Annotated in this window: 18 protein-coding genes and 2 pseudogenes; 11 read left to right on the top strand and 9 right to left on the bottom strand. The window is 64.8% G+C overall.

Going from position 1 to position 25,081, the window contains the following annotated elements:
* The first annotated feature begins 32 nt into the window (after window positions 1-32).
* Window positions 33-1,235: a cytochrome P450 gene (locus MNAB215_RS17960; protein ID WP_077080025.1), complete on the top strand. Its 1,203-nt coding sequence runs from the start codon at window positions 33-35 to the stop codon at window positions 1,233-1,235.
* A gap of 166 nt (window positions 1,236-1,401) precedes the next feature.
* Here MNAB215_RS17960 and MNAB215_RS17955 read toward each other — a convergent pair whose 3' ends face one another.
* Window positions 1,402-2,034: a TetR/AcrR family transcriptional regulator gene (locus MNAB215_RS17955; protein WP_077080024.1), complete on the bottom strand. Its 633-nt coding sequence runs from the start codon at window positions 2,032-2,034 to the stop codon at window positions 1,402-1,404.
* A 323-nt stretch (window positions 2,035-2,357) separates the two neighbouring features.
* Here MNAB215_RS17955 and MNAB215_RS17950 point away from each other — a divergent pair, with 323 nt between their 5' ends.
* Window positions 2,358-3,326 (top strand): acyl-ACP desaturase, encoded by a 969-nt coding sequence (locus MNAB215_RS17950; protein ID WP_077080023.1) that lies wholly within the window; start codon window positions 2,358-2,360, stop codon window positions 3,324-3,326.
* A 310-nt stretch (window positions 3,327-3,636) separates the two neighbouring features.
* Entirely contained in the window at window positions 3,637-4,266 is a 630-nt protein-coding gene (locus MNAB215_RS17945; RefSeq protein WP_077080022.1) for a class I SAM-dependent methyltransferase, read from the top strand.
* A gap of 280 nt (window positions 4,267-4,546) precedes the next feature.
* On the opposite strand, the pseudogene MNAB215_RS17940 reads toward MNAB215_RS17945, so the two are convergent.
* The 3 genes and pseudogenes from MNAB215_RS17940 to MNAB215_RS17930 form a co-directional block, all read right to left on the bottom strand.
* A pseudogene (locus MNAB215_RS17940) lies at window positions 4,547-5,011 on the bottom strand (CAP domain-containing protein); the annotation flags it as partial.
* Between the two features lie 193 nt (window positions 5,012-5,204).
* A complete protein-coding gene (locus MNAB215_RS17935) occupies window positions 5,205-5,882 on the bottom strand; it encodes a DUF305 domain-containing protein (protein WP_077080020.1) in 678 nt (225 codons plus the stop codon).
* The gene (locus MNAB215_RS17930; protein WP_245830347.1) at window positions 5,879-7,627 is read right to left on the bottom strand and encodes an LVIVD repeat-containing protein; all 1,749 of its coding nucleotides are present in this window, start codon (window positions 7,625-7,627) and stop codon (window positions 5,879-5,881) included. The genes MNAB215_RS17935 and MNAB215_RS17930 overlap by 4 nt, the downstream gene beginning before the upstream one ends.
* A gap of 131 nt (window positions 7,628-7,758) precedes the next feature.
* Here MNAB215_RS17930 and MNAB215_RS17925 point away from each other — a divergent pair, with 131 nt between their 5' ends.
* On the top strand, window positions 7,759-8,322 hold the full coding sequence (locus MNAB215_RS17925) for a TetR/AcrR family transcriptional regulator (protein ID WP_077080019.1): 564 nt from the start codon (window positions 7,759-7,761) through the stop codon (window positions 8,320-8,322).
* 388 nt (window positions 8,323-8,710) lie between these two features.
* Here MNAB215_RS17925 and MNAB215_RS17920 read toward each other — a convergent pair whose 3' ends face one another.
* Window positions 8,711-9,271 (bottom strand): TetR/AcrR family transcriptional regulator, encoded by a 561-nt coding sequence (locus MNAB215_RS17920; RefSeq protein WP_108637660.1) that lies wholly within the window; start codon window positions 9,269-9,271, stop codon window positions 8,711-8,713.
* 92 nt (window positions 9,272-9,363) lie between these two features.
* On the opposite strand from MNAB215_RS17920, the gene MNAB215_RS17915 reads away from it, so the two are divergent.
* Window positions 9,364-10,347 (top strand): alpha/beta hydrolase, encoded by a 984-nt coding sequence (locus MNAB215_RS17915; protein WP_083746161.1) that lies wholly within the window; start codon window positions 9,364-9,366, stop codon window positions 10,345-10,347.
* A gap of 130 nt (window positions 10,348-10,477) precedes the next feature.
* On the opposite strand, the gene MNAB215_RS17910 is transcribed toward MNAB215_RS17915, so the two are convergent.
* The gene (locus tag MNAB215_RS17910; RefSeq protein WP_077080017.1) at window positions 10,478-11,032 is read right to left on the bottom strand and encodes a TetR/AcrR family transcriptional regulator; all 555 of its coding nucleotides are present in this window, start codon (window positions 11,030-11,032) and stop codon (window positions 10,478-10,480) included.
* 502 nt (window positions 11,033-11,534) lie between these two features.
* Between MNAB215_RS17910 and MNAB215_RS17905 the strand changes: the two genes are divergently transcribed.
* From MNAB215_RS17905 to MNAB215_RS17895, 3 genes are all read left to right on the top strand, one after another.
* Window positions 11,535-12,845 carry a cytochrome P450 gene (locus MNAB215_RS17905; protein WP_077080016.1) on the top strand — a complete coding sequence of 437 codons (1,311 nt, stop codon included), beginning with the start codon at window positions 11,535-11,537 and terminating at the stop codon, window positions 12,843-12,845.
* Window positions 12,846-13,575: 730 nt separating this feature from the next.
* Window positions 13,576-14,817: a cytochrome P450 gene (locus MNAB215_RS17900; protein WP_077080015.1), complete on the top strand. Its 1,242-nt coding sequence runs from the start codon at window positions 13,576-13,578 to the stop codon at window positions 14,815-14,817.
* The gene (locus MNAB215_RS17895) at window positions 14,817-15,410 is read left to right on the top strand and encodes a TetR/AcrR family transcriptional regulator (RefSeq protein ID WP_077082113.1); all 594 of its coding nucleotides are present in this window, start codon (window positions 14,817-14,819) and stop codon (window positions 15,408-15,410) included. Before MNAB215_RS17900 ends, MNAB215_RS17895 begins: the two co-directional genes overlap by 1 nt.
* Before the next feature lie 25 nt (window positions 15,411-15,435).
* Here the strand turns inward: MNAB215_RS17895 and MNAB215_RS17890 are convergent, their stop codons facing one another.
* Both MNAB215_RS17890 and MNAB215_RS17885 read right to left on the bottom strand, forming a co-directional pair.
* Complete coding sequence (locus MNAB215_RS17890; protein ID WP_077080014.1) at window positions 15,436-16,575, bottom strand: acyltransferase family protein; 1,140 nt, start codon at window positions 16,573-16,575, stop codon at window positions 15,436-15,438.
* Window positions 16,572-18,302, bottom strand: coding sequence for a DEAD/DEAH box helicase (locus MNAB215_RS17885; protein WP_077080013.1), 1,731 nt, complete (start codon window positions 18,300-18,302; stop codon window positions 16,572-16,574). Before MNAB215_RS17885 ends, MNAB215_RS17890 begins: the two co-directional genes overlap by 4 nt.
* Before the next feature lie 142 nt (window positions 18,303-18,444).
* Here MNAB215_RS17885 and MNAB215_RS17880 point away from each other — a divergent pair, with 142 nt between their 5' ends.
* Window positions 18,445-19,026 (top strand): LppP/LprE family lipoprotein, encoded by a 582-nt coding sequence (locus MNAB215_RS17880; protein ID WP_077080012.1) that lies wholly within the window; start codon window positions 18,445-18,447, stop codon window positions 19,024-19,026.
* Between the two features lie 58 nt (window positions 19,027-19,084).
* The gene (locus MNAB215_RS17875; RefSeq protein WP_077080011.1) at window positions 19,085-22,495 is read left to right on the top strand and encodes a TM0106 family RecB-like putative nuclease; all 3,411 of its coding nucleotides are present in this window, start codon (window positions 19,085-19,087) and stop codon (window positions 22,493-22,495) included.
* A 203-nt stretch (window positions 22,496-22,698) separates the two neighbouring features.
* Here MNAB215_RS17875 and MNAB215_RS17870 read toward each other — a convergent pair.
* Window positions 22,699-24,127: pseudogene (locus tag MNAB215_RS17870) on the bottom strand (MFS transporter); the annotation flags it as partial.
* A gap of 168 nt (window positions 24,128-24,295) precedes the next feature.
* Between MNAB215_RS17870 and MNAB215_RS17865 the strand changes: the two are divergent.
* Complete coding sequence (locus MNAB215_RS17865) at window positions 24,296-25,057, top strand: hypothetical protein (RefSeq protein ID WP_174604597.1); 762 nt, start codon at window positions 24,296-24,298, stop codon at window positions 25,055-25,057.
* Window positions 25,058-25,081: the final 24 nt, after the last annotated feature.

The raw sequence follows: 25,081 nt of genomic DNA, 5'->3' as shown, positions 1-25,081 counted from the left end.
ATACGACGTAACTTCTGGGCAAGGAGGATGAAGTGACCATCTCACAAGTGGTTTTCGACCCATTTTCTGACGACTTTTTCAACGCGCCATATGAGACCTATCGGCGGATGCGTGATGAGGCTCCGGTCTACTACAACAACGAATACGATTTCTACGCGCTGACCAGGCACGCCGATGTCGCCGCCGGATTGAAGGACTTCGCCACGTTCTCGTCGGCGCGTGGAATCGATCTCGAAATGGTGCAGTCCGGCCAACCGGTGCCGCCGCTGGTCATCATGATGGACCCACCCGCACACCGACGGATGCGTGGCCTGGTCAACAAGGTCTTCACCCCGCGCGCCATCCAACGCCAACAACAGATGGTCACCGAACAGATCGAACGATTCCTCAGCGCCGCCGACCCCGCGAATTTCGATGTGGTGCAGCACTTCGCCGCGTTGTTTCCGGTCGAGGTGATCACCGAGATGCTCGGTGTCCCGGCCGAGCTTCGCCAGCAGGTCCGGCTGTGGCTGGACAAGCAGCTTGAGCGGGAATACGGCAAGATCGCAATGCCAGAGGCCGGACTTCAGGCCGGTATCGAGACCGGCCTCATGTACTACAACCTCGTCCAGGACCGTCGCGCGCAGCCGCGCGACGACATGATCAGCTCACTGATCGCTGTCGAGGTCGAGCGCGAGGACGGCACCAAAACGAAGCTCGATGACCTCGAAATCACCGGTTTCGCATCGCTGTTGGGCGGGGCCGGGGCCGAGACGGTAACCAAGTTGGTCGGCAACGCCGTCGTCACCTTCGCCGAGCACCCCGATCAGTGGCAGATACTGCTCGACGACCGTGGCAAGATTCCGGCAGCCATAGAAGAGCTACTGCGCTGGGAAGCACCCGCCCAGTATGTCGTGCGCTACAGCATGAAAGAAATCGAGTTGCACGGCACCACAATTCCGGCGGGCAAACCCGTCATGCTGGTTGTGGGTTCGGCGAATCGGGACGAACGCGCCTTCACCGACGCCAATACCTTCGACATCGAGCGTGATCGCAGCGAGGCGCAGAACCTCGGAATGGGCTACGGCGTGCACAGCTGTCTGGGTGCAGCACTGGCTCGTATGGAGAGTGCGATTGCGATCGATAAGCTGCTCGATTTCATGCCCCGATATGAGATTCAGCACGACGGTTTGAAGCGCGTCGCGATGACGAATGTGATTGGCTGGCACAACGTGCCGGTGCGAGTGGTGCGATAAGTCGATGTCGATCTTGGCCTCTGCGAAGCGCACCAGCGTTTGGCTCGGCTCATCCGCACGTCTGCGGGCCCGAAGGCCGTTGCGCGCTGATCAGCGTCCACGACGAGATTGACCGCACTGCAATTGATTACAGATCCCCCCGGAGGGGTGCAGGTCGGCTAAGTGGTTAGGACGCGCCCGACATTGGGTGGGTAGCCCACGACGGCAATGAGGCCTCAACGGCTCGCCGCAACACGGCCGAACGGGTTTCGGGGTCGGCCGGAGCCCCCGTGTCGTACATTGCCTGCACCGCACCGTTGACCGCACCGACGAAGGCGCCGACCACCGCACCGATGGTGATCTGGTCCAACTCGTCGGAGTACGCATCGTGCAGTTGTCGGGCAATCTCACGTTGGGCGTCGACTTGAAGCTGAAGGGCGCGCCCGCGGATAGCCGGCACGGTTTGGATGAGCCGAGCCCGCAGCTCGCCGTGCCTGCCCCCAAAGTCGTGCCCCGCCTCGATGACATCGCTGAGGGACCGCAACAGCACCTCACCGACACTGTCATCGGATCGTCGTTCGGCGATCGCCGCGTACGCCGCGCCGATCCGCGTCTCGGCCTCGTCGAAGAGCAGTTCGTCCTTGCTGGCGAAGTAGCTGAAGAAGGTGCGCGGAGCGACGCCAGCGGCGGCGGCGATATCGGCGATGGTCGTTTCGTTGTAACCCTGCGACTCGAAAAGGCCCATGGCGGCCTCGACGATTGCCGCCTTGGTGCGCTCACGCTTTTGCTCTCGATGCGTCCCGGCCGGTGCAGGCCCCATGACCCCACAGTAAAGCAGCGACGCCCGTCACACCCAGTAATTGCACAGATTGCAATCTTGCACTGATTGCAGTATTGCACTGACTGCAGTACCCTGGGGCCGGGGGAAGCCACTTCGGTCGGGAGGGATATGACGCTCGAAAACGTTGAAGGCCGGGGCTATTCGCCGCAGCTCAGCTGTGTGCCCTCAGCACAGTGTTGCGGTCGGCCAATTCGAGAATTACCGCCGCGCCGAGAACCGGCGACCGCCGACCCTCCACGCGCAACTCGTCACCAGGCAAACTCCGCTCGCCGTGGGCTGCCGCGATCACAGGCCAAGGTGCAATGTTGAAACAGTTGACCGATCCGCAGATGCTGCGCGATCTGGAGCCGATCGCAGAAGCCAATGTCCATCGACATTTATCCGTGGCCGTCGAGTGGCATCCCCATGACTATGTGCCCTGGGATCGCGGCCGTAATTTCGCGAACATGGGTGGCGTGGATTGGGCGCCGGAGCAGTCGCAGCTCAGCGCAGTCGCGAAGGCGGCAATGATCACCAACCTGCTCACCGAGGACAACCTGCCGTCGTATCACCACCATGCGGCTCAGAATTTCTCCCTTGACGGCGCTTGGGGGACGTGGGTGGGCCGTTGGACGGCCGAGGAAAACAGGCATGGCATCGCGATCCGTGACTATCTCGTCGTCACTCGCGGCGTTGACCCGGTGGCGCTGGACCGGGCGCGAATGGAGCATCTGACAAAGGGATTCGGACCCACCGCCGAGGAAGAGACACTGCGCAAGGCTGACTTTCTCGTGTCGGTCGCTTACGTCACGTTCCAAGAACTTGCTACCCGCATCAGCCACCGCAACACCGGCAAGGTGTGCAATGACCCGATCGCAGACCGGATGCTGCAACGCATCGCCGCCGACGAGAATCTGCACATGATTTTCTATCGAAACATCTGCAGTGCGGCGCTCGATCTCGTCCCCGACCAAGCCCTCGAGGCGGTTGCCGACGTCATCGAGAACTTCCGGATGCCCGGTCAGGGCATGCCCAATTTTCGCCGCAACGGCGTGCTGATGGCCAAACATGGCATCTATGATCCGCGCCAGCATCTCGACGACGTCGTGACACCGAACCTACGTAAATGGCGAATCTTCGAACGGGACGACTTCACGTCCCGAGGTGAACAACGCCGTGAGCAACTCGCGGCCTACCTGGAAGACTTTCAACGCCGAGTACTCAAGTTTGAGGAACAACGCGACCGCCTGCTCGCCCTGCAGGCGCGTAAGGAGGCAAGCCGAGCCGTTTGACGGTGCAGTGAGCAGGCATACGCAATGCTAGTGCCGGTCAATCGGTCCCAGTCAAACCGGTTCGTACCGCGATGCTGGTGTTTGGTGCCTAAGCTGCGACGGCCCTGTCACCCTGAACCGTCCCTGCAACAACAACCCGGTCGTTGACCATGAAATACGTTGCAGCGCTTGGCTCGTTAGCTGCCGCCAGGGTTGATGGCGGTGGTGTTCGGGGTGACGATCTGAGATGCATTCAAGGGCTGCAGTGCCTGCCGTAAGGTCCGCGGGGCGGAAGGGACAACGGCTCAGTGACTAGGCATACGGTGGGAGTATGGCGTCCAAACAGACCCTCTTTCGAATCTTCTACCGGATCGGCTTCACCCCGTGGGACGGTCATCCGATCGGGCAGACTCTGCGCGATCTGGTAGAAGGAGCTGGCGACACGCCCGCGCTGCCCGCGGGATCGGCGCTTGACCTCGGATGCGGTACCGGAGATTCCTCCATCTATCTCGCTGAACACGGCTGGAAAGTCACCGGTGTTGATTTTGTGCCAAAGGCGCTCAGCAAGGCCCGCGCCAGGGTCGGCGCGGCTAGTACTTCCGTGAACTTCGTCCAGGCCGATGTCACGCATTTAAGCCGGGCCAGCATCGGTGCCGACTTCCAGTTGATCGTCGATAACGGGTGCCTGCACAACATGAGCGACGACGCTCGCGACGCGTACGTCCGGGAGGTCAGCGCGGTGGCGGCATCCGATGCACGGCTGTTGATCGTCGCGTTCGTTCCCGGCGGGAGGTTCGGCGTGCCGGGCATCGACCCCGCCGAGATGGAAAGACGCTTCGCACCCGGCTGGACGCAGTTGTCCGCCGGCGACGAGCAGGACCTCGATGCGGCACGGCTGAGGCGGGGAAGCGCGCGCGAGAATACCCCGACGCGTTACTACCTCTTTCAGCGTCGCCCGTGAGGGCTCGGCGCTAGCCGGTCAGCGGGCGGTAGAAAGCGCTCACTGCACTTGGCGGCCAATTCACGGGCCCCGGCATTCCCATTAGCCCACCACGTCCGCCGCCACCCGGAGTGCTCCGATGCGGCTCATGGGGTTCAGAGCGTGGAGCTCAGCGGATCCTCGGAGGTCATGCGTTATTGTCATGCGTTGAGCCTCGAGAGGCGGATAGGCAGTTGTGAGCGCCTGGGTTCAGACATCGACCCACTGCTCGTGAGCATTGCGGTGCTCACCGCCGCCCTGTCCCGTAGACGGCCACGACGATCATGCGGTCGAGGCTGTTCTCCGACCACACGCCGATCTGGGTGTTGGCACAGCTCGTCATGATGGCCAGGTAGGCCGGGTTAGATTGCCACTGTCTGATCACCTCGATGCCGTTGGCGGCGAAGGCCGAACCCGCCATGGAGGCAGGATCGATGGACACCGTCTCGGCCACTTGCCCCTGATATCCAGCAGCCAGCGCACGGTCCTGCGGAGTGCTGCCGTCCGATCCGGTGTCGCCGTCGAGGCTGCGGTCGTTCAGCATGTCGAGGGTGTGCCATTGTGCGGCCTGCCGCAATTGCGGGTCGGAACGCAACTCCTTCGGACAACCCGAAAGTTGCTGCAGCGCATAGACGTGGGCCACCACACCGTTGTTCAAGCGGAAGTTGTCGGCGCCCGCGACCGGAGCGGTCGCCGTCGCAAGCACCGTTAGCGTCGTCACGGCCATTAGACGAATGCCTAGCCGGGGTAGATCCGCGACCCCTCCTTCGAAACCGGTACGAGCGCGCCACGAGATCAGCGATGCGTGGGCCTCAGTCATGTCGCGCTCTCTTCTCCTGGTCGTGTCGGTCGTAGCCGTGATCGGAAATTGCCGGTCGTTCCCTTTTCGCCGATCGCAGAAACCGTCGGACATGGTCCACTCATGGATAAGACAGTGGTGATGCGTTGAGTCGCAACATGATCGACGACATGAGAGCGCACTCTTCGCCTTGATCGCGCGCCATCGCCAGCGCAGCTTGGCGCACGAACCCCGTCTTTGTGTGGTTGAACACGTACATCGCCATGTCGATGCCACCCTGGTGGTGGCGGTACATCAACTGCAGGAACACAATTTCGTTGTCTCGTCCTTTTAACCCCTGCAGTCGGACGAGGTCGGCCCGCGACGCCATGCCCGGCATGAGCATGGCGTCCGACTCCATCCCCGGCATCGACATGGTCTGCGTTTGCCCGTCGTGTCGCGAGTCGGCGCTGCCCGCACCGTGCGGTGCGGTCATCCACGCCATCGGGTGGGCTGCGACCGGCGGGGCGCCGGCGGCTTGCAGCCAGCCGGTCATCTGACCGATCTCGAAGATCTGTTTGGTCCGGATCTGATCGGCGAGCACTCGCACGTCGTCATCAACTCCGGGGGCGAGCACGTCGGCCAGTGTCACCGCCTGTTGGTGATGCACCGACATGTCCTGGGCGAACCCTGTGTCGACTTCTGAAAGCGCGGGTTTGGGCGCCGGCGCGGCGTCGTGGTGCGTCACGAGGATCACCACGACGGCGACGAAGGCCAGCAGTGTGCCGATCCTGGTGATCAGCCACCGGGTGCGGCTCATTTGGGCGGATAGATCGAAGGGTCGAGACGTAGCACCTGAAATCCGTTGTCCGAGCACGTGACGTACAGGAGGTTGCCGCGGAATTCCGGCGGTGACATGCACCAGTCGGCGGTGAGGTCGGCTCCGCCTAGGAACCGTCGACCATCGATCTGGGCGTCCGTGCCTTGGATGTCACCGTCGAGGATCGCTCGCGCGACGGGGAAGAGCGCCGCGATCAGGGGCTGGGCCCCGGTCAGGTGGGTGAATTGGATGTGGCTGGAGTTGGTGAGGTCGGCGTCGCGCCCCACGGCGGCGGGCGGGTTGTAGTAGGCGATCTCGTGGATGTCGTCGGGGTTGCGCACGTCGAAGATCCGGATACCCGACTGTTCCCAGCCGCAGGCCAGCGCCTGTGGATCGTCGCGCCTGTCGACCGAGCAGTAGTGCGAGTCGTAGGAGAAGAACCCGTTGTTCGAGGCGCTGGTGAACGCCCGATCCTGATGCGTGGGCAAGTCGATGTCCAGCTTGATCTCGTTGCGTAACGTCATGTTCGACAAGTCGGAGGCATCGAAGAGCCGCACCCCGCCAGCGCCCGCCTCCTGCACGTTGAACAGGTGCGGCACCCCGTGGTAGTTGACGTAGATGCTGTGCTGGTTGGCCAACCCGTCACCCCAGTGCAAGTTGCTGCGCATGGGCAGCAGCTGATGCATCGTTCCTGGAGCAGCCCGGTCTTGCACGGCGGAGGAATCGAGCACATTGATTCCGTTCAGGATGGACATGAACAGCGTGTTGCCGTCCGGCGTGAAGTCCATGCCGTGAGCCCCAAGGCCGGCTGGCGCGCTCCAGACGACGTGGGGATTGCTCGGGTCGCTCACGTCGACGGCGCTGGCCCACAATTGCCCGGTGGCCCAGTAGGTGTCGCCGTCGGGGGAGAAACTGCCTTCATGAGTGAGCATGGGGATCCGCATCCCGGGCAGTGATCCCCGCTCGGTGTTGAGCAGCCGGGGATGGGCGCAGTCGCCGGCAATGTCGTAGAGCGCGATGTAGCCGACGCCGAGCCCTATACCGGCCCCGGTTCCCGCGAGCAGGCCACGTCCGTCGTGGACCTTCAACGACTCCCAGGTGCCGTCGAACATCGCGGCATCGTTGAGTACTGCCGTCAACTTCGGATGTGCGGGGTCGGAGGCGTCGACGACTCGCACGCCGAGTCCGTTGTTCCGAGTGGAGGCGATGTAGGCGCAATTCTTATAGGAGGAGCTGACGAAACTGGCCCCCTGGCCCTGCAGCTGGCCAACGAGATCGACGTTGCAGTTGTAACCCTGTGCGCTGCGCCCGGATTGCCGGTCCTCGGTGGTCACCTCGCCCTGCAACCCGGTCTCGATCCGATCACCCGGGCGGCACGTCGCCGGTGCCACCGCAGTCCGCCACACGTCGGTGGCCATGTTGAAACCGGGGGGCACGTCGGCCGAAGCCGGCACGGCACTGGTCAACAGCAGCAGCGCCACCATCGTCCACACGAACAGCCGGTAGTCGCGCGGATCGAGGTGCCAGAACTGCGTGTCAGGACCACACCGCATTGAGGCGTGGCGCGGCACCGCTCGGTCAGGCATCGGCACGCTCGTCATCGAGCGGGTTCTCCACAGCGCGGTAAGACGATCCCTGCGCAGTTCGGCCGACGCAGGCACGCAGCTGGGAATCAGCGGCGCGGCCACCAAACTCGCGGCCAGCGCGCGTGTCGCGATCGAAACACCTTCGGCCAGCTCCGGCAACCACGGAAGCGCACTTTACTACCGACGTAGAAGATTGACTACATTTATAGTAAAAATAGTGAAATTGGGGTGGTTACACTTCGTGCATCATTGCCCAACGTCGATACGATCCCGCGCGGCGGCGTCGCGAATTGTGCGACGCCGCCATCGAACTCATCGCAAGCGGTGGCATCCGCGCACTTACGCACCGAGCTGTCGACGCGCGGGCCGGCTTCCCCGCGGGCACCGCATCGTCGTCCTTTCGCAGCCGCGATGCCCTGCTGAGCGGGGTCTTTACCCGAGTCGCAGACCGCTACCTCGCCGACATGATCGCCTGGACCGAAACGACCGAATTGTCCTCCGAGCACCGCAGCACGCTGGCGCTGGCCCAAATGGTGATGCTGTACGCCGAGGGTTCTGGCTCCGTACTAAACAAGGCACGAGTCGAGCTGACGTTCTATGCCGTCAGACACCGCGAACTTGACGAGATGGTCAAAGAGATCGGCTGGCAGTTCTACACGCGCGCCAAAGCAATCATCGCCGCCGACCCCGCCGCGGCCACAGATCCTGCGCTGCTCGAAAGCCAGACCCTTGTCACCCTCACCTTCCTCGACGGTGTCTTCAACGGCTTCGCCCGCAACTTCCGTTTATTCGCCGATGCAGCAGAACTTAACCGCCACATCCAGGGCATTCTGCGCGGAGTAGGCAGACCGTAAGCGTCCAATTCCCAGAACTTTGAGCATGGCCACGACCCCGATTTAGCCGGGGCGGAACTTCCCCGCCGGGTGCCCATCGCCTGCGCGGGCACTTCTGTTTGCGACCCCAGGCGTTTAACCAACTCACATCCGGATATCTAGGCATTATTCGCTTTTTGCGCTCTGCTGCAACGGGTTTCGGATTGGGACAATGGCCGATAAGTCATGGGCGCCAGTACTGTCAACTCGCACAACAATTTTCGCCTTAGGCTCGCCAGTGTTCAGATACCTTCTACTGAGTCACCGGGTCAATCGGCGCGGTCGGTGTGACGACCCGGAAGGAGCGGTCCCATCGGTGTCCCTCCCCCGCTTCGGGAGGTACGGCCCACCTGCGTGGCTGGCGTTGATATCACGTTCTGAGCGCCGGTGTCGAGGTCCAACGTGCAGCGAGAGCCTCGCATATCGTGCGTTGTTGGTCGTTGCTCAGGGGGTGCATGAGCAGTCCCTCGATGGCGAAGACGCCGATCATCACTTCGGCGTCCAGCCCTGCTGTGGGGGTGCCGGCGTTTTCCAATTCGGACCGCAGCAGGCTAGCGGTGAAGAGGTGGAAGTTGTTGTGCCACTCTGCGACTGTCGGGGAGCGTTCGGCGCGGGCATGCACGGTGCTCACCAGGCGGCTCATTTGTTGCAGTTGGTGCACCACCCACAACAGCCGCACGGACATGGGTTCGTCGGCTACCGACTGGTATTGCGTCCAGGCCTCAGCCACGACGTCGTTAAGGACCGCGACCAGCACGTCGTCCTTGTCAGAGAAATACCAGTAGATCGTATTGGCTGCGACCCCGGCCGCAGTGGCCAGGCGGCCCATCGCGGTGGCGTCATAGCCGGCGTCGATGAAAAGTTCGCGGGCGGCGGCGACGATCTCCGCGCGTTTCTCGTCGGCCGCCTGCGGCCGTCTGTTGCGCGGCATGAGACTCATCCTAGACCGTGTCTTGAATGCCAATCAAGATACTGCTAAGTTCCTTGAATGGCCATCAAGAAACAGCGTCACGAGGAAATTCGATGAGCACCGGGCACACCTTCGTCCGCCACGACACCGCCTTTCTCTCTGAGGGCACGGCGTGCGCGGCGTGGTTGTACCGGCCCGATGGAGTCGACAACCCGCCGATCGTGGTGTTAGCGCACGGATTCGCCGCCTTCCGCGACTTGCGTCTGGATGCCTACGCCGCACGCTTTGCGCAGGCCGGCTACGCCGCGCTGGTCTTCGACTACCGGCACTGGGGCGCCAGCGAAGGCGAACCTCGCCGCCTCCTCGACATCGGCCACCAACACGCCGACTGGCGCGCCGCGGTCGCCTACGCCCGCAGGCTCGAGGGCATCGACACCACCCGCGTGGTGGGATGGGGTTCCTCGTTCGGCGGCGGACACGTCCTGGACCTGGCAGCCCACGACGACGAGCTCGCTGCCGCGATAGTGCAGGTACCCCACGTCACCGGCCCGGCATCAGCGTTCGCCCAGCACCCGAAGCTGGTGGCCCGCTTGCTCGTTGCCGCCGTGCGCGACCAGGCCGGCTCCTGGCTCGGCGCCAAACCGTACCGGGTGCAGTCCATCGGCCGACCGGGCCGGGTGGCGATGATGACCTCCCCCGGTGCATTTGAGCTTGTCGAGAAGATGGCCGGGGACAAGCACGAACAGCTCCTCGCCGAAAACGATGTCGCCGCGCGTATCGCGCTACGCGTGCCGTTCTACTCCCCGGGCCGCCACGTCGCAGACATCACCGCACCCACGTTGGTGCAGCTGGCCAAACACGACGACGTCACCCCATACGCCAAAGCCAAAAAAATCGTGGCCCGCATCCCCAAAGGTGAAGTGCTCTCTTATGACTGCACCCACTTCGAGCCCTACCTCGACCCGCACTTCGAACAGATCGTGTCTGATCAGATCCGGTTCCTCCAACGCCACGTACCGATTTCATCCCGAGGCCACAGTCGATCACCAGATGACACCCCAGAGGCTGGCGTTGCCGCTCCAACAAGATCCGGGTAAGCACAAGCCTCTAGGCCGCCCGTGGGAGAACCTGCCGCGTCGGAGACGATGAGCTGCGATGAGCCTAGGTGGGTGCAAGTGTGAAAATGCCTGTCCAACAGTGGAATCATCCGCCCTCAACCACCCATGATTATGCCGATTTCAGAAACGTCGACGGGCCGACGAATCGTTGAACCAGTTCGTACTCCGCGACTTGGTCCTTGACCGGCCAGTACCACAGAGCCAGGGTGACGCGGACGAGCCACTGCGCCGCGAGCGGGTCAACGTGTCCGATGATCTCTTCGGCCATAGCGGCGACCCCGGGAGAATCGGTGAGCCATTCGCCGTCGTGGTTGGGCTGGATCGATCCCATGATCAACGGGCCTAACGGTTCAGCGCGGATACGGGCCAAGGCGACCGCGATGGCCGTCGCCACGCGCTCGGTACCGTGCAGGTTCTCGATCGCCATACGCACCGCCTCGACGATGCGCGCCGACATGCGCATGGTGACCGCCTCCAGGATCGCCTTCTTGCCGCCGGCGTTGCGGTAGATAGTGGACGGCGCGCAGTGCACCGCGGCCGCCAGCGCGTCGATCGAGAAGTTCTCGAATCCGCCGCGCGACACTAGATCTGTGGCGGCGGCATAAATCCGCTCCGCGGCCTCGCTGCGGCGGTCCGCGCCAATCAGCCAGTCGTTACGTGCCATATGTGCTCCTGCCATGGGGATGATGCGGAAACTGGTTCTTGCGCGACGAGGATTTAAGATGACTGTCGAGCACTCCAACGTGCTGGTCAAGAGCACCCAGTGCGAAATGATTGGTCACCGGCCTCCCAGAATGCATGTCAACTTCGCATCCGGCCATTGACCGAGGAAACACGCGCCTCCACCGTGGGGGCATGACACTGCTCGGCAATCCGGTCGACTCCCAGTGCCAACTGTCAAGCCGCACGATCGTGGTGCATCACCATCACAGCGCGGGCCCGTGTCGCGCGACGCGGCCTCCAATGTGCAATGTGCGACGCAACACCCTCCACGAACACCCGCGCGACCTCCACCGCGCCTTGTCCCCCACCGCCGCGTCGGCCGTAACGGCCCGCTGTACCCGTCCCTTATTCGCGCCCAACGGAGGAAACTTCTTGAGCTATCTATCGCTGGGCTCCCACGCAGCTGCGGCACGTCCACGAATTCACGTCAAAGGAGCCGATGAATGACCCTCAGCCAAGACGTACGGTTCCTCGGCACGATGGCCCAGCCGCTCGGTCACGCCGCCCGCGTCAACACAGCCAGAGCTTTTCGAGGCCGTTGGCGTCAGTACCGGTTCTGGACCGGAGCTGAGATCACTGACTACGACCCGATCGACCCCGCACATTTAGCGCAGCCACATGAGGCGTACCGGACGCTCCATGCCGGGGGGCGGGTTCAGTACAACCCCAAGCTGGGGCTCTGGATTTTGAGCCGGCTGCCTGATGTCCGCGCGGGGGCCCGTGCCGCCGAAACGTTGTCCAGCTCCGACGGAGTCACCCGATTAAGGATGGCAGGACCACTCCTGGTGACCATGGACGGCAAACGACACAATGAGATGCGCCGCCACGTGCTGCCTGCGTTCACCAAGGCGGCGCTGGAAAGCTGGCAGGCGCTGATCGACGACCTCGCTGTCAAACTGGTCGGTGAGGTCCTGGACAACCCTGGCTGCGACGTGATGCAGCGTTTGGCGATACCGATGCCCATGCTGCTCATCGCACACATGCTGGGCATTCCCGACGGCGACATTGACGACTTCCGGCGCTGGTCGGCGGCCGCCGTGCGGGCAGCCGATGTGGACATGAGTCGACGCGGCATGACGAGCCTCAAATCGTCGATCGGCGGAATTCGCGACATCTACCGGTATTTCCGCCAGCAGTTCGCGATCGGCGGTCTGAAAGGGTCAGACACCGTCCTTGGGAAGCTGCTCAGTGAAAATGCCAGCGGTTCAATCAACGACGACGAGCTATTCTTCTTCGCCATGCTGCTGCTGATCGCGGGCAACGAAACCACGACCAACCTGCTGGGCGGCATGTTCGACGTCTTCGCTGAGCATCCGGAAAAGTTCGACGCACTCCGTGCCGACCACTCCCTGATCCCGAAAGTGGTCGAGGAACAATTGCGCTTCTCATCACCAGTGCAAGGGCTCTACCGCACGGCGCGCACCGACTACCCGGTCGGTCCCGTAACCATTCCGGCCGGTGCCCGGGTGCTGCTGTCCCTCGGTGCGGCCAATCGTGACCCGCAGGTGTTCGACGAACCCGACGAATTCCGCGTGGATAGAAACCCGACCGAACACCTCGCCTTCGGATTCGGCGCACACCTATGCCTGGGCGCACAGCTCACACGAATGGAAGCCCGGGCGGTACTGCGCGAGCTCGGGACCCGAGTGCGCCGGATCGAGGTCATCGGTGAAACGCAGTGGTCGGCCAACAGCACGCTGCGCGGGCCGGTGCGGATGAACGTGAGACTTACCCCCTCCGTCGCTGCGGGATGATGTCTGCATCGGTGTTTCCCTGCTGCGTCGGCATGTACGCCGTCCTGGGTCACTGACCTGTGCGCCAACGTATTTGGCGATGTAACTGCAATAAAGAACCGATACCCTGGGTTGCGTGCCGTGACGGGGCTGCGAAACCAGTCAAGGCAACCCCCGATCCGCGGTTGTTCTTCATCGGCGCCGTCATCAGCGCCATCACCATCACCAACCGGCCCCTCTCTGCCGGGCCTGTTCCGTCCGAGTTGGCGCTTCAGAGGAACCCACTTCAGAAGTGACTTATTCGCGCCTGAGCACTCCGGCGGGGATCGCACAGCGGGCATCAGGACGGTCCCCGCTGTGCTGGCTCAGATCGATGCCGGCCCGGCATCTGTGATTCGTCTGATGAAAACAGCGTACTTCAATAATGGATAACCGCTGATATCCATGCGCTACGCCGTCGTGACGTGTGTCGCTATGTTGTTTGCGCTTGACGGCATCACCAATATCGTTGGTGTACAACGTACTTCGCGAGTCCAACAACCTACGGACGAAAGCGGATGGGTACCAACAACGTGACGCTAACGCTTAGAGACACTAACCAGATTCTCATCTTCATGGCGGATCCGCCATTTCGACGTCACGAAGATGAGAATTCCGCCATGTTGGATGAGAACCTACAATCGCCGACCTAATCCGTGAGCGCACGCTTGCCGTGGTTGACATATCGCGTGCAATGTCGTACGAATAAGACATGTCGGTAGGTTTGTCTCAAAGCTCTCCGGTCGTGTTTCAGCTCGCCACCGCGGAGACCTGGCCGAACCCGTGGCCGATGTACCGCGCGCTGCGCGATCACGACCCGGTACACCACGTCGTGCCGCCGAAACATCCTGAGCACGACTACTACGTGCTGTCCCGCCACGCCGACGTCTGGTCGGCCGCCCGCGACCACGAGACGTTCTCCTCGGCGCAGGGCTTGACAGTCAACTATAACGACCTGGAACTCATTGGGCTGCAGGATAATCCGCCATTCGTGATGCAGGATCCGCCGGTCCACACCGAATTTCGCAAGCTGGTGTCACGCGGATTCACCCCACGCCAGGTCGAAGCGGTGGAGCCCAAGGTCCGCGAATTCATCGCCGAACGCCTCGAGAAGCTGCGCGCCGACGGCGGCGGCGACATCGTCACCGAGCTGTTCAAACCACTGCCGTCGATGGTGGTCGCTCACTATCTTGGTGTGCCCGAAGAGGATTGGGCCCAATTCGACGGCTGGACCCAGGCCATTGTTGCGGCCAATACCATCGAAGGCGGCGTCACCGGCGCACTGGAAACCGTCGGCGATGCCGTCGGGTCCATGATGGCCTACTTCACCGGTCTGATCGAGCGGCGCCGCACCGAGCCCGAGGACGACACCATCTCTCACCTCGTCGCCGCCGGGGTCGGAGCCGACGGCGATGTCGCCGGGACGTTGTCGATCCTGGCGTTCACCTTCACCATGGTCACCGGCGGCAACGACACCGTCACCGGAATGCTCGGTGGCTCAATGCCGTTGCTGCACCAGCGCCCCGACCAACGTCGGCTGCTCGTGGAAGATCCGGACCGCATCGGCGATGCCGTCGAGGAACTGCTCCGGCTCACCTCGCCGGTGCAAGGACTGGCGCGCACGACCACCCGCGATGTCACCATCGGCGACACCACAATCCCGGCCGATCGCAGGGTGCTGCTCCTGTACGGGTCGGGCAACCGCGACGAACGCCAATACGGGCCGGACGCCGACGAACTCGACGCGGCCCGATGCCCGCGCAATATCCTGACTTTCAGCCACGGCGCACACCACTGCCTGGGCGCGGCCGCGGCCCGGATGCAAACGCGGGTAGCGCTGAGCGAGCTGCTGGCGCGTTGCCCGAACTTCGAAGTCGACGAGTCCGCCATCGAGTGGGCGGGCGGCAGCTATGTCCGGCGGCCCATCTCGGTGCCGATCACGGTGAGGTCCTGATGGCCGGCGTCCCCAAAGGGAAAGATTGGTTGGCCGCGAGCCGCACCGAAGTGGCCGCCGACCGGATACTCGACGCTGCCGAGGACCTGTATACACAGCGGGATCAGGCGACGATCGGCATGAACGAAATAGCCAGGGCCGCAGGCTGTTCCCGTGCGACGCTGTACCGGTACTTCGAGAATCGCGAGGCGCTGCGCACCGCCTATGTGCACCGGGAGACGCGCAGAATCGCCAGGGTGATCAACGAGCAGGTCGATGGCATCGACGACCCGCGCGAACGGCTGGTCGCCGGCATCACCGCGACACTGCGGACGGTGCGCGCCAGCCCGGCGCTGGCGTCGTGGTTCGCCGTCACCCGCCCGCCGGTCGGTGGTGAGCTCGCCGGCCAGTCCGAGGTGATTACCGCCCTGGCGGCGGCATTCGTCAACTCCCTCGGGCCCGAGGACCCTGCGGTCGTCGAACGTCGGGCGCGTTGGATGGTGCGGGTGCTGACGTCACTGCTGATGTACCCCGGACACGATGACGCCGACGAGAAGGCCATGATCGAGGAATTCGTCGTCCCGATCGTCACCCCGGTCAGCGCCCGCGGCTAGGAGCGGTCAGGCCCGTGCGGGAAGGTCAGCTGGGCACCTTGGTCAAACGGTGCAGCAGCCAGGCGGGGGGAATCGTCAGCGCCAGTGTCGCGACGAACAAATACAGCATCGAGCCCGTGTAGACGTGCGCCCGCACCACGTAGTCCATCGCGAATTCCATTGTCACCAGATGGATCAGGAAGATCTCGTAGGAGATCTCGCCCAGCCATATCATCGGTCGCGATGCCAGCAGCCGCGAGTACAGACCCCGGTCACCAAGGGCCAACGGCGCGACCGCCAGCGTGGCGATCACGGTGTAGAAGACCGTCTTGACCACCGCTTCCCACGCCGACGCCGGCGAGGTGGTGGGTGCACCCCCGATGGGAGTGGCGACGATGAAATAGCTGATGCTCGCCAGCGGGATGGCCACGAACGCGTAGCAGCGCACGCCCATCGCCTGTAGCACCGTCAGCAGCATGCCGCCGAGAAACCAGGCCAGATAGGTCGGCAGCCACAGCCGGGCGCCATCGGGAAACCAGTGATCGACGTGCACCAGGGCCAGCCACGTCGGGCTGATCAATGCCAACGTCAGCAGCGCGCCCACCACCAGCCGCGGCCGCCAGCGCCGTCGAGAGATCACCACCAGCAGGAAGTACGCCAAAAACGGCAACAGGACGTAGAAGGACGCCTCCACCGCCAGGCTCCACATTTGGGTGAGCCCCTGGTGCAGGTACTTGCCGAGATAGCCGTCGCAGTAGATCTGCGTCAGCGTCAGGTTGCGGAACAGCCCGTACCAGCTGTGTCCGGGATTGGGTCCCGCTTCGCGGAAATGGTAGAGCACATAGGCGAACAGCACGACGACGACGTAGGCCGGCATGATGCGCCGAATCCGATGCCGCGCATAGCGACTCACCGACGGTGACGGACGGTCGATGACAACCGCCTTCACCCACGGACGGAACAGCAAGAAACCCGACAGCACGAAAAAGATCGGCACCCCGATCTCCATCCTGGCCCCGACCAGGCCCCAATAGCCGTGGGTGTACTTGCCGGTGGTGTAGGCCGCGTGCGTGCCGACGACCAGGATTGCGGCCACCGCCCGGATACCGGTGAGCGACGCGACCCGGTCCACGCCGGCGACCTGTTCGAGTCCGCCCTGGGCGTCCCTTTCCTCGGACAACGTCATTCGGCGTGTTTCCTGCGCGGTTTGCCGCCCCCCGATCCAGGCCCGCGACGGGCATTCTCGGAGGACTTGCCGGCCGAGCGCTCCGGGCGGAGGTCGATCAATATACCCGAGATACGGGTTCGCTCAAGCTTTTTCAGCGTCGTCGGGTGCAGTTTTTCCGGCAGCTCCACCAGCGAGAAGTCCGGTCCGATGGAGATGTGGCCGAAATCGCTGCGATGTAGCCCCCCCTCGTTGGCGATAGCGCCGACGATCGCGCCGGGCCCGACCTTGTGACGCTTGCCGACCGCGATCCGGTAGGTGGCGAAATCTTTTGTTGGCCTTGACTTGTCAGGGCGGTCCCGGCGTTCGGCGTTGCGCTCGTTGCGCTCGCGCCGCTGCGGCGGCGGTTCGGGAGACAGCAGGAACGCCTCGCCATCGCGGGACTGCAAGGCCAGCGCCGCGGCGATGTCAGCCATCGGGACGTCGTGCTCGCGCTCGTAGTCCTCCACCAGCCTGCGGAACAGCTCCAGTCCTGAACCGCCGAGCGTGTCGGTGATGGAGTCGGCGAATTTCGCTACCCGTTGGGCGTTGACGTCCTCGACGCTGGGCAGTTCGACCTCGGTCAACGTCTGCCGGGTCGCCTTTTCGATCGCCTTGAGCATGTGGCGTTCTCGCGGGGAGACGAACAGCAGCGCGTTTCCCGAACGCCCGGCCCGGCCGGTGCGTCCGATGCGATGCACGTAGGACTCGGTGTCGTGCGGGATGTCGTAGTTGAGCACATGCGATATCCGCTCTACGTCGAGTCCCCTGGCTGCCACATCGGTGGCGACCAGGATGTCGATTCGTCCATCCTTGAGTGCGGCGATGGTCCGCTCGCGCTGAGCCTGCGCGATGTCGCCGTTGATGGCGGCCGCGGAAAACCCTCGGGCCCTCAGCTTTTCGGCAACCTCCTCGGTCGCCTGCTTGGTGCGCACGAAGACGATCATCGCCTCGAACGGCTCCACTTCGAGGACGCGGGTCAGCGCATCCATCTTGCGCGGACCGGCCACCTGAATGTAGCGCTGCGAAATGTTTTCCGCGGTGGTGGTTTTCGACTTAGTCGTGACTTCCAGCGGATCGTGCAGGTACTTGGTGGTGATCTTGCGGATCGCCGGCGGCATGGTCGCCGAAAACAGGGCCACCTGTTTGAATTCCGGGGTTTCGGACAGGATGCGGTCGACCTCTTCGGCGAACCCCATGGTCAGCATCTCGTCGGCCTCGTCGAGCACCAGGTAGTCCACGTGCGAGAGGTCCAGGGTGCCGCGTTCCAGGTGGTCGATGACCCGGCCCGGGGTGCCGACGACGACCTGGGCGCCGCGCCTCAGGCCGGCAAGTTGGACGGTGTAGGACGCGCCGCCGTAGATCGGCAGCACGTTGATCTGGGGCAGATGGGCGCCGTAGCGACTGAACGCCTCGGCGACCTGCAAGGCCAGCTCGCGGGTGGGCGCCAGCACCAGGGCCTGCGTCGCCTTATTGGTGACGTCGATTTTGGACAGGATGGGGATGGCGAACGCCGCCGTCTTTCCGGTTCCGGTCTGCGCCAGTCCCACCACGTCGGAACCGGCCATCAGCGCCGGAATCGTCGCCGCCTGAATCGCCGTCGGCGACTCGTAGCCGACGTCGGCGATCGCCCGCATGACGGGGGCAGGAATCTGCAGCTCGGCGAATGTCGTAGAAGCAGCCGCGGGCGAGCTGTCCGGAAGGGTCATGGTTCCTCGGAGTTTAGTGGTGATCGCTAGCCCAGCACAGCTGGGCGCCGCGGGTCACCACCGTCGAGCCCAGCGTGATCGCTAGCCCAGCACAGCTGGGCGCCGCGGGTCCCCACCGTAGCGTCCGGGGATACCGGTACGGTTGCCCGATGTGTGGTTGCTACCTCGTCGCGCCGAGCCACTGACCGCTGCCGTACTGATCGCGGCGACGCTGAGCGGCTGCGGCTCGGGGGATTCCACCGTCACCAAGACGCCGCAGTCGGCGACCGCCACCCCGTCGATCACCGCTCCCGCCACGCCGGGCGCGTCCTCGGGCGCGGTTGCCGCACCCAGCACGCCGACCGACCCGTGCGCGATCGACCTCGCCTCGCCGACGATCGCCAAGGTGGTCTCCGACCTGCCCCGCGACCCGCGCAGCCAGCAGCCATGGAACGCCGAGCCGCTGGCCGGTAACTACAACCAGTGCGCCCAGCTGTCGGCGGTGATCATCAAAGCGAACACCAACGCCGTCAATCCGACCACCCGGGCCGTGCTGTTTCATCTCGGGCAGTTCATTCCGCAGGGCGTGCCCGACACCTACGGCTTCAACGGCATCGACGCCACACAAACCACCGGCGACACCGTGGCGTTGACCTTCCCTGGCGGCCTCAACGGATTGAACACCGACGTGCGCTTCCACTGGAACGGCAACGGCGTGGAGCTCATCGGCAACCCGGGCCACTGAGCCGGCACGCACAAGCCGAAACGCCGCGACGTCGGTGGCCTCACCTACAGTTGCTGCTGTGTTCGTCACCGGCGACAGCATCATCTACAGCGCGTCGGATCTGGCCGCCGCCGCGCGATGCGAGTACGCCCTGCTGCGTGAGTTCGACGCCAAGCTGGGCCGGGGGCCCGCCGTCACGGTGGAAGACGAACTGCTCGCGCGCACGGCCACTCTGGGTGACGAGCATGAGCGACGCGAACTCGAGCGGCTCCGCGGCGAATTCGGTGGTGCGGTCGCGATCATCGGCCGTCCGCACTACACCATCGCCGGGCTGACCGCGGCCGCCGAGGCGACCCAGCGCGCCATCTTGCACGACGCACCGGTGGTGTATCAGGCCGCCATGTTCGACGGCCGCTTCGTCGGGTTCGCCGACTTCCTGGTCCGCGACGGCGAGCACTACCGTCTCGTCGACACCAAGCTGGCCCGCTCCCCCAAGGTCACCGCGTTGCTGCAACTAGCGGCCTACGCCGACGCGCTGACCAGAGTCGGCGTCGCGGTGGCGCCCGAGGCCGAGCTCAGGCTGGGCGACGGCTCGGTCATGACGTATCGGGTCGCCGACCTGATCCCGGTCTTCGCGTCGCAGCGGGTGCTCCTGCAGCGGCTCTTGGATGAGCACTACGCCGGGGGCACCGCGGTGCGCTGGGAAGACGACGGCATCCGCGCGTGCTTCCGCTGCCCGTTATGCACCGAGCAGGTACGCGCCACAGACGACCTGCTGCTCGTTGCCGGCATGCGAGTAAGTCAGCGAGACAAGCTGATTGACGCCGGAATCACGACGGTGACCGGTTTGGCCGCGCATGGCGGACCGGTGCCGGATCTGGCGCCCAGCGCGCTGGGCAAGATGACCGCCCAGGCCAAACTGCAAGTACTGCAACGTGATACCGGAAACCCGCAGTTCGAGATCGCGAATCCGCAGCCACTGGCGCTATTGCCCGACCCCGACCCCGGCGACCTGTTCTTCGATTTCGAAGGCGATCCGCTGTGGACGGCCGACGGTCACGACTGGGGTCTGGAATACCTGTTCGGTGTCCTCGAAGCCGGACCGACCGGCAAGTTTCGGCCGCTGTGGGCGCACAGCCGGGTGGACGAGCGCAAGGCACTGACCGACTTCCTGGCGATGGTGGCCAAGCGCCGCAAGCGTCGGCCCAACATGCATATCTACCACTACGCCCCGTACGAGAAGACCGCATTGCTGCGGCTTGCCGGCCGGTACGGAGTCGGCGAGGACGCCGTCGACGAGCTGCTGCGCAGCGGCACGCTCGTCGACTTATACCCCTTGGTGCGCAAGAGCATTCGGGTCGGTGCCGAGTCGTTCAGCCTGAAGGCGCTGGAGCCGCTGTATATGGGCACGCAGCTGCGCGCCGGTGAGGTCACCACGGCCACCGATTCGATCACCTCCTATGCCAAGTACTGCGAACTGCAGGCCGCCGGCCGCGTTGACGAGGCCGCGACCCTGCTCAAGGAGATCGAGGACTACAACAACTACGACTGCCGGTCGACGCAGGAACTCCGCAACTGGTTGCTGGTGCGCGCCTGGGAGTCTGGCGTCACACCGATTGGGGCCCAACCGGTTTCCGGTGGCATAGGCGTCGAAGACCACGACGGGCTGGCGGCCAAACTGGCGGCGCACACCGGCGATGTCGCCGTCGGCGACCGCACAGCGGAGCAGACGGCGGTCGCACTGGTCGCCGCCGCGCGCGGCTACCACCGGCGCGAGGACAAACCGTTCTGGTGGGCGCATTTCGACCGGCTGAACTTTCCCGTCGAGGAGTGGGCGGACAATACCGACGTGTTCGTCGCCGCCGACGCGGCACTGGTGGCGGATTGGCATACGCCCCCGCGTGCGCGAAAGCCGCAGCGGCGGGTGCAGCTTCGCGGCGAGCTGGCACGCGGTGAGCTGACGAAGAATATGTTCGCGCTCTACGAACCGCCAGCTCCGCCGAGTATGACCGACAATCCCGACCGTCGAGCGGTCGGACGGGCCGAGGTCGTCGAGGTCGACGACCTCGCGGTGCCCACCGAGGTGGTGATCGTCGAACGAATGGGCAGTGATGGCAACCCGTTTCACCAGCTGCCGTTCGCGCTGACGCCCGGCCCACCCGTTTCCACCGCAGCGCTGCGGGATTCGATCGAATCCACCGCGACCGCGCTGGCCACCGCGTTGCCCGAGCTGCCGCACACGGCGATGACCGACGTCCTGCTGCGCCGCACACCGAGAACCCGCAGCGGCGCTGGACTGCCCCGCAATGGCGATAGCGTCTCCGACATCACCGCAGCGACACTCGATCTCGACGCGTCATACCTCGCGGTGCATGGACCGCCGGGGACCGGCAAGACGTATACCGCGGCCGCGGTGATCACCCGCCTGGCCACCGAGCACGGCTGGCGAATCGGCGTGGTGGCACAGTCGCATGCGACGGTGGAAAACCTGCTGGGCGCGGTGATCGACGCCGGGCTGGATGCGGGCCGGGTCGCCAAGAAGCACTACGACCACCAGGCGCCACGGTGGCGCGAGATCGACGGCGGCGACTACGCGGCGTTCATCGCCGATACGCCGGGGTGCGTGATCGGCGGCACCGCCTGGGATTTCGCCAACGCCAATCGCGTGCGGCCGGGCAGCCTCGATCTGCTGGTGATCGACGAGGCGGGCCAGTTCTGTCTGGCCAACACCATCGCCGTGGCACCCGCTGCGGTGAACCTGCTGCTGCTGGGGGATCCGCAGCAGCTGCCGCAGGTCAGTCAGGGCACCCATCCGGAACCGGTCGACACGTCCGCGCTGGACTGGCTGGTCGACGGCCAGCGCACGCTGCCAGATGAGCGTGGCTACTTCCTGGACCGCTCCTACCGGATGCACCCGGCGGTCTGCGCGGCGGTTTCGACGTTGTCCTACGAGGGCCGGCTGCATTCGGTCACCGAGCGCACCGCCGCGCGTCGCCTCGACGGGTATCAGCCGGGGGTGCACGTGAATACCGTTAGCCACCAGGGTAACTCGATTGATAGCCCGGAGGAGGCGGACGCGATCACCGCCCAGATCGCGCAGCTGGTCGGCATGTCGTGGACCGACGAGCACGGCGCCCGGCCGCTGACCGCCCGCGATGTCTTGGTGCTGGCCCCCTACAACGCGCAGGTGGCGCTGGTGCGTCAACGGTTGACGTCGGCCGGCCTGGGCGAGGTCCGGGTGGGCACCGTCGACAAGTTCCAGGGCGCCCAGGCGCCGGTGGTCTTCATCTCGATGACGGCATCGTCGGTCGACGAAGTGCCCCGCGGAATCTCGTTCCTGCTCAACAGGAATCGGCTGAACGTCGCCGTCAGCCGGGCGCAGTATGCGGCGGTGATCGTCCGCTCGGAGTTGTTGACCGAGTATCTACCCACCACGCCCGTGGGCCTGACCGAGCTCGGCGCCTTCCTGGCGCTGACGTCGACCCGGTGACGACGGCTACGCGCGGGGCGAACGCCGGCGCACCCGCTTGCCGCCGTCGGCTTGAAAGTCGTTGCGCGTGAGGTTGATCTCGTCGTCCGGCTCGCGACGAAGAATGAACTCCACGTAGTCGTCGTCGTCATAGCCGTCGACCACCCCGTCGTGGTGCTTATCGGACTTCGCGCTCTTGCTTGCGCGGCCCGCCGGCGACGGCGCGAAGCCAACCAAGAACAGGGCGGCAATGATGCCGAACAGCGCGATGAACGCCGGCAGCAGCACCGATTGCGACATCGCGGCCGAGAACGGCTCGCGCACGAAGACGGGTAGCCGCAACCCGACCCCGCCGTCCGCCGCGGCGGACGCTTCCGGCACCTCGGCACCGATCCGCCAGGTCATGAACGCGGCCATGCCGGCACTGCCGAGCACCGCGCCCAGCTGGCGCACCGAGTTGTACACCGCGGAGCTCGCGCCGGCCAGGTGCGGTGGCAGGTTGCGGGTCGCGGTAGCCGTCAGCGGCGACCAGACGAACGCCATGCCGACACCTACCGCGGTGAACGGCAACACCAACCGCCAGATCGGTGTCTGCGGGGCCATCTCAAACGAGAGCCAGGTCAAGGCGATCGCGAGCACCGAGAAGCCGAAGCCCAGCACCGGGCGCGGGTGGTATCGATCGACGATCCTGCCGACGAACGGTGCGAACACCCCGCTGGCGATGGCCATCGGTGCGATCAGCAGCGCCGAGCGCGTCGGCGTCAGCCCGCACACGGCCTGCGTATAGAAGATCAGCGGCAGCATCATCGCCGTCGTCGCGAACGAGATGATGGCCACACCGACGTTGCACAGGCTGAAGTCCCGGTCACGGAAAATCTCCAGCGGAATCAGCGGCTCCCGGGTGTTGAGCGACTGCCAGTAGACGAACGCCGTCATCAGCCCGATCCCGGCGACGATCAGCGCCCAGATCCAGGGCTGCCAGTGTTCCGTTTGGCCCTGTTGCAGGCCGAAGACGATCAAAAACATACCCACACCGGACAACACGACGCCGACCACGTCGAAACGGTGCGCCTGGGTCGGCAGATCCGGGATGAGCCACACCGCCAGAGCCAGCCCGGCGATGCCGACGGGGACGTTGACGAAGAAGATCCACTGCCAACCCAGCCCGTCCACCAGCACTCCGCCCGCCAACGGCCCGACCAGGCTGGCCACCCCTGCGGTCGCACCCCACACGCTCACCGCGACACCGCGCCGCTGGGCCGGGAAAATCCGGGTGATGGTGGACAGGGTCTGCGGCGTCAGCAACCCGGCGCCGACACCCTGCACGACTCGCGCGGTGATCAGCAGGGCGGCGCTGCCGGACAGCCCACACCAGACCGAAGCAACGGTGAACACCACCAGACCGATCAGGTAGAGATTCTTGGGGCCGAACCGGTCACCGAGCCGGCCGGCCACCAGCAGCACCACCGCGTATCCCAGCAGGTAGGCGCTGGTCACCCAGATCACCGAGCTGTAGCCGATGTGCAAGTCGGCCATAATGGTCGGGTTGGCGATGGCGACGATGGTCGCGTCGACCATGATCATGAAGAAGCCGATCATCATCGCCCACAGCGCATTCCACGGATTCGCCGAGCGCGAGGACGGCGTGGTCATGTCCCCCCACCTCGTTTCGGCTCCCGGCGATGCTGTCCAGCCTGCATTATCCCGGGTCGGGCAGCCAGCGCCGCAGCCGCGGACCGAATACCAGGAAACGCTGCGGCTCGGCTCGGGTTGAGCAAACGCGGGCTAGCCTGGAAGGCACGCAGTCACAGGAGGGGCACTATGAGCTCTCGACGCACCGAGCGAAGCGCCGCAGCCGATCGGCAGCAGGACGCCGCGCAGGGCACGCCTAAAGCATCCGCCCGCGCATTGGCGCAGGTCATCGAGCGCAGTACCCGGGTTCAGGCCCCGGCCGCGGCGGCCTACGTGGCGCGGCTGCGACGGACGGATCCGGGCGCCACCCCCGCCGAGATCGTCGAGAAGCTGGAACGTCGTTATCTGGCCGCTCTGACGGCCAGCGGGGCCGCGGTGGGTTCCGCGGCGACGTTCCCCGGGGTGGGGACGTTGGCAGCGATGTCCGCGGGCGCCGGCGAGACCGTGTTCTTCATGGAGGCGACCGCCGTATTCGTGCTGGCCAACGCCGTGGTGCACGGGATCCCCGCCGACCACCGGGAACGGCGCCGCGCCCTGGTGTTGTCCGTCCTGGTGGGCGACGACAGCAAGCGCGCCATCGGCGAGTTGATCGGTCCCGCACGCACCAACGGCGGGTGGCTGGCCGAGGGAATGGCCTCGTTGCCACTCTCGACGCTGGGGCGACTGAACACCCGGATGCTCAAGTACTTCGTCAAGCGGTGGGCGGTGCGACGTGGCGCGCTCATGTTCGGCAAGATGCTGCCGGTCGGCATCGGCGCCGCGGTGGGCGGCGCGGGTAATCGCATCGTGGGCAAAAAGATCGTCCGCAACGCCCGTGACGCTTTCGGCGCCCCGCCGGCCCGCTGGCCAAGCACCCTGCGCGTGTTGCCGACCGTCCACGGAGTCGGCTAGCGCCCGTCGCCGGCCTCCGTCTCT

It is taken from the genome of Mycobacterium numidiamassiliense, assembly GCF_900157365.1.
Classification (GTDB): Bacteria; Actinomycetota; Actinomycetes; order Mycobacteriales; family Mycobacteriaceae; genus Mycobacterium; species Mycobacterium numidiamassiliense.
This window is presented reverse-complemented; position numbering and strand designations above follow the sequence as displayed.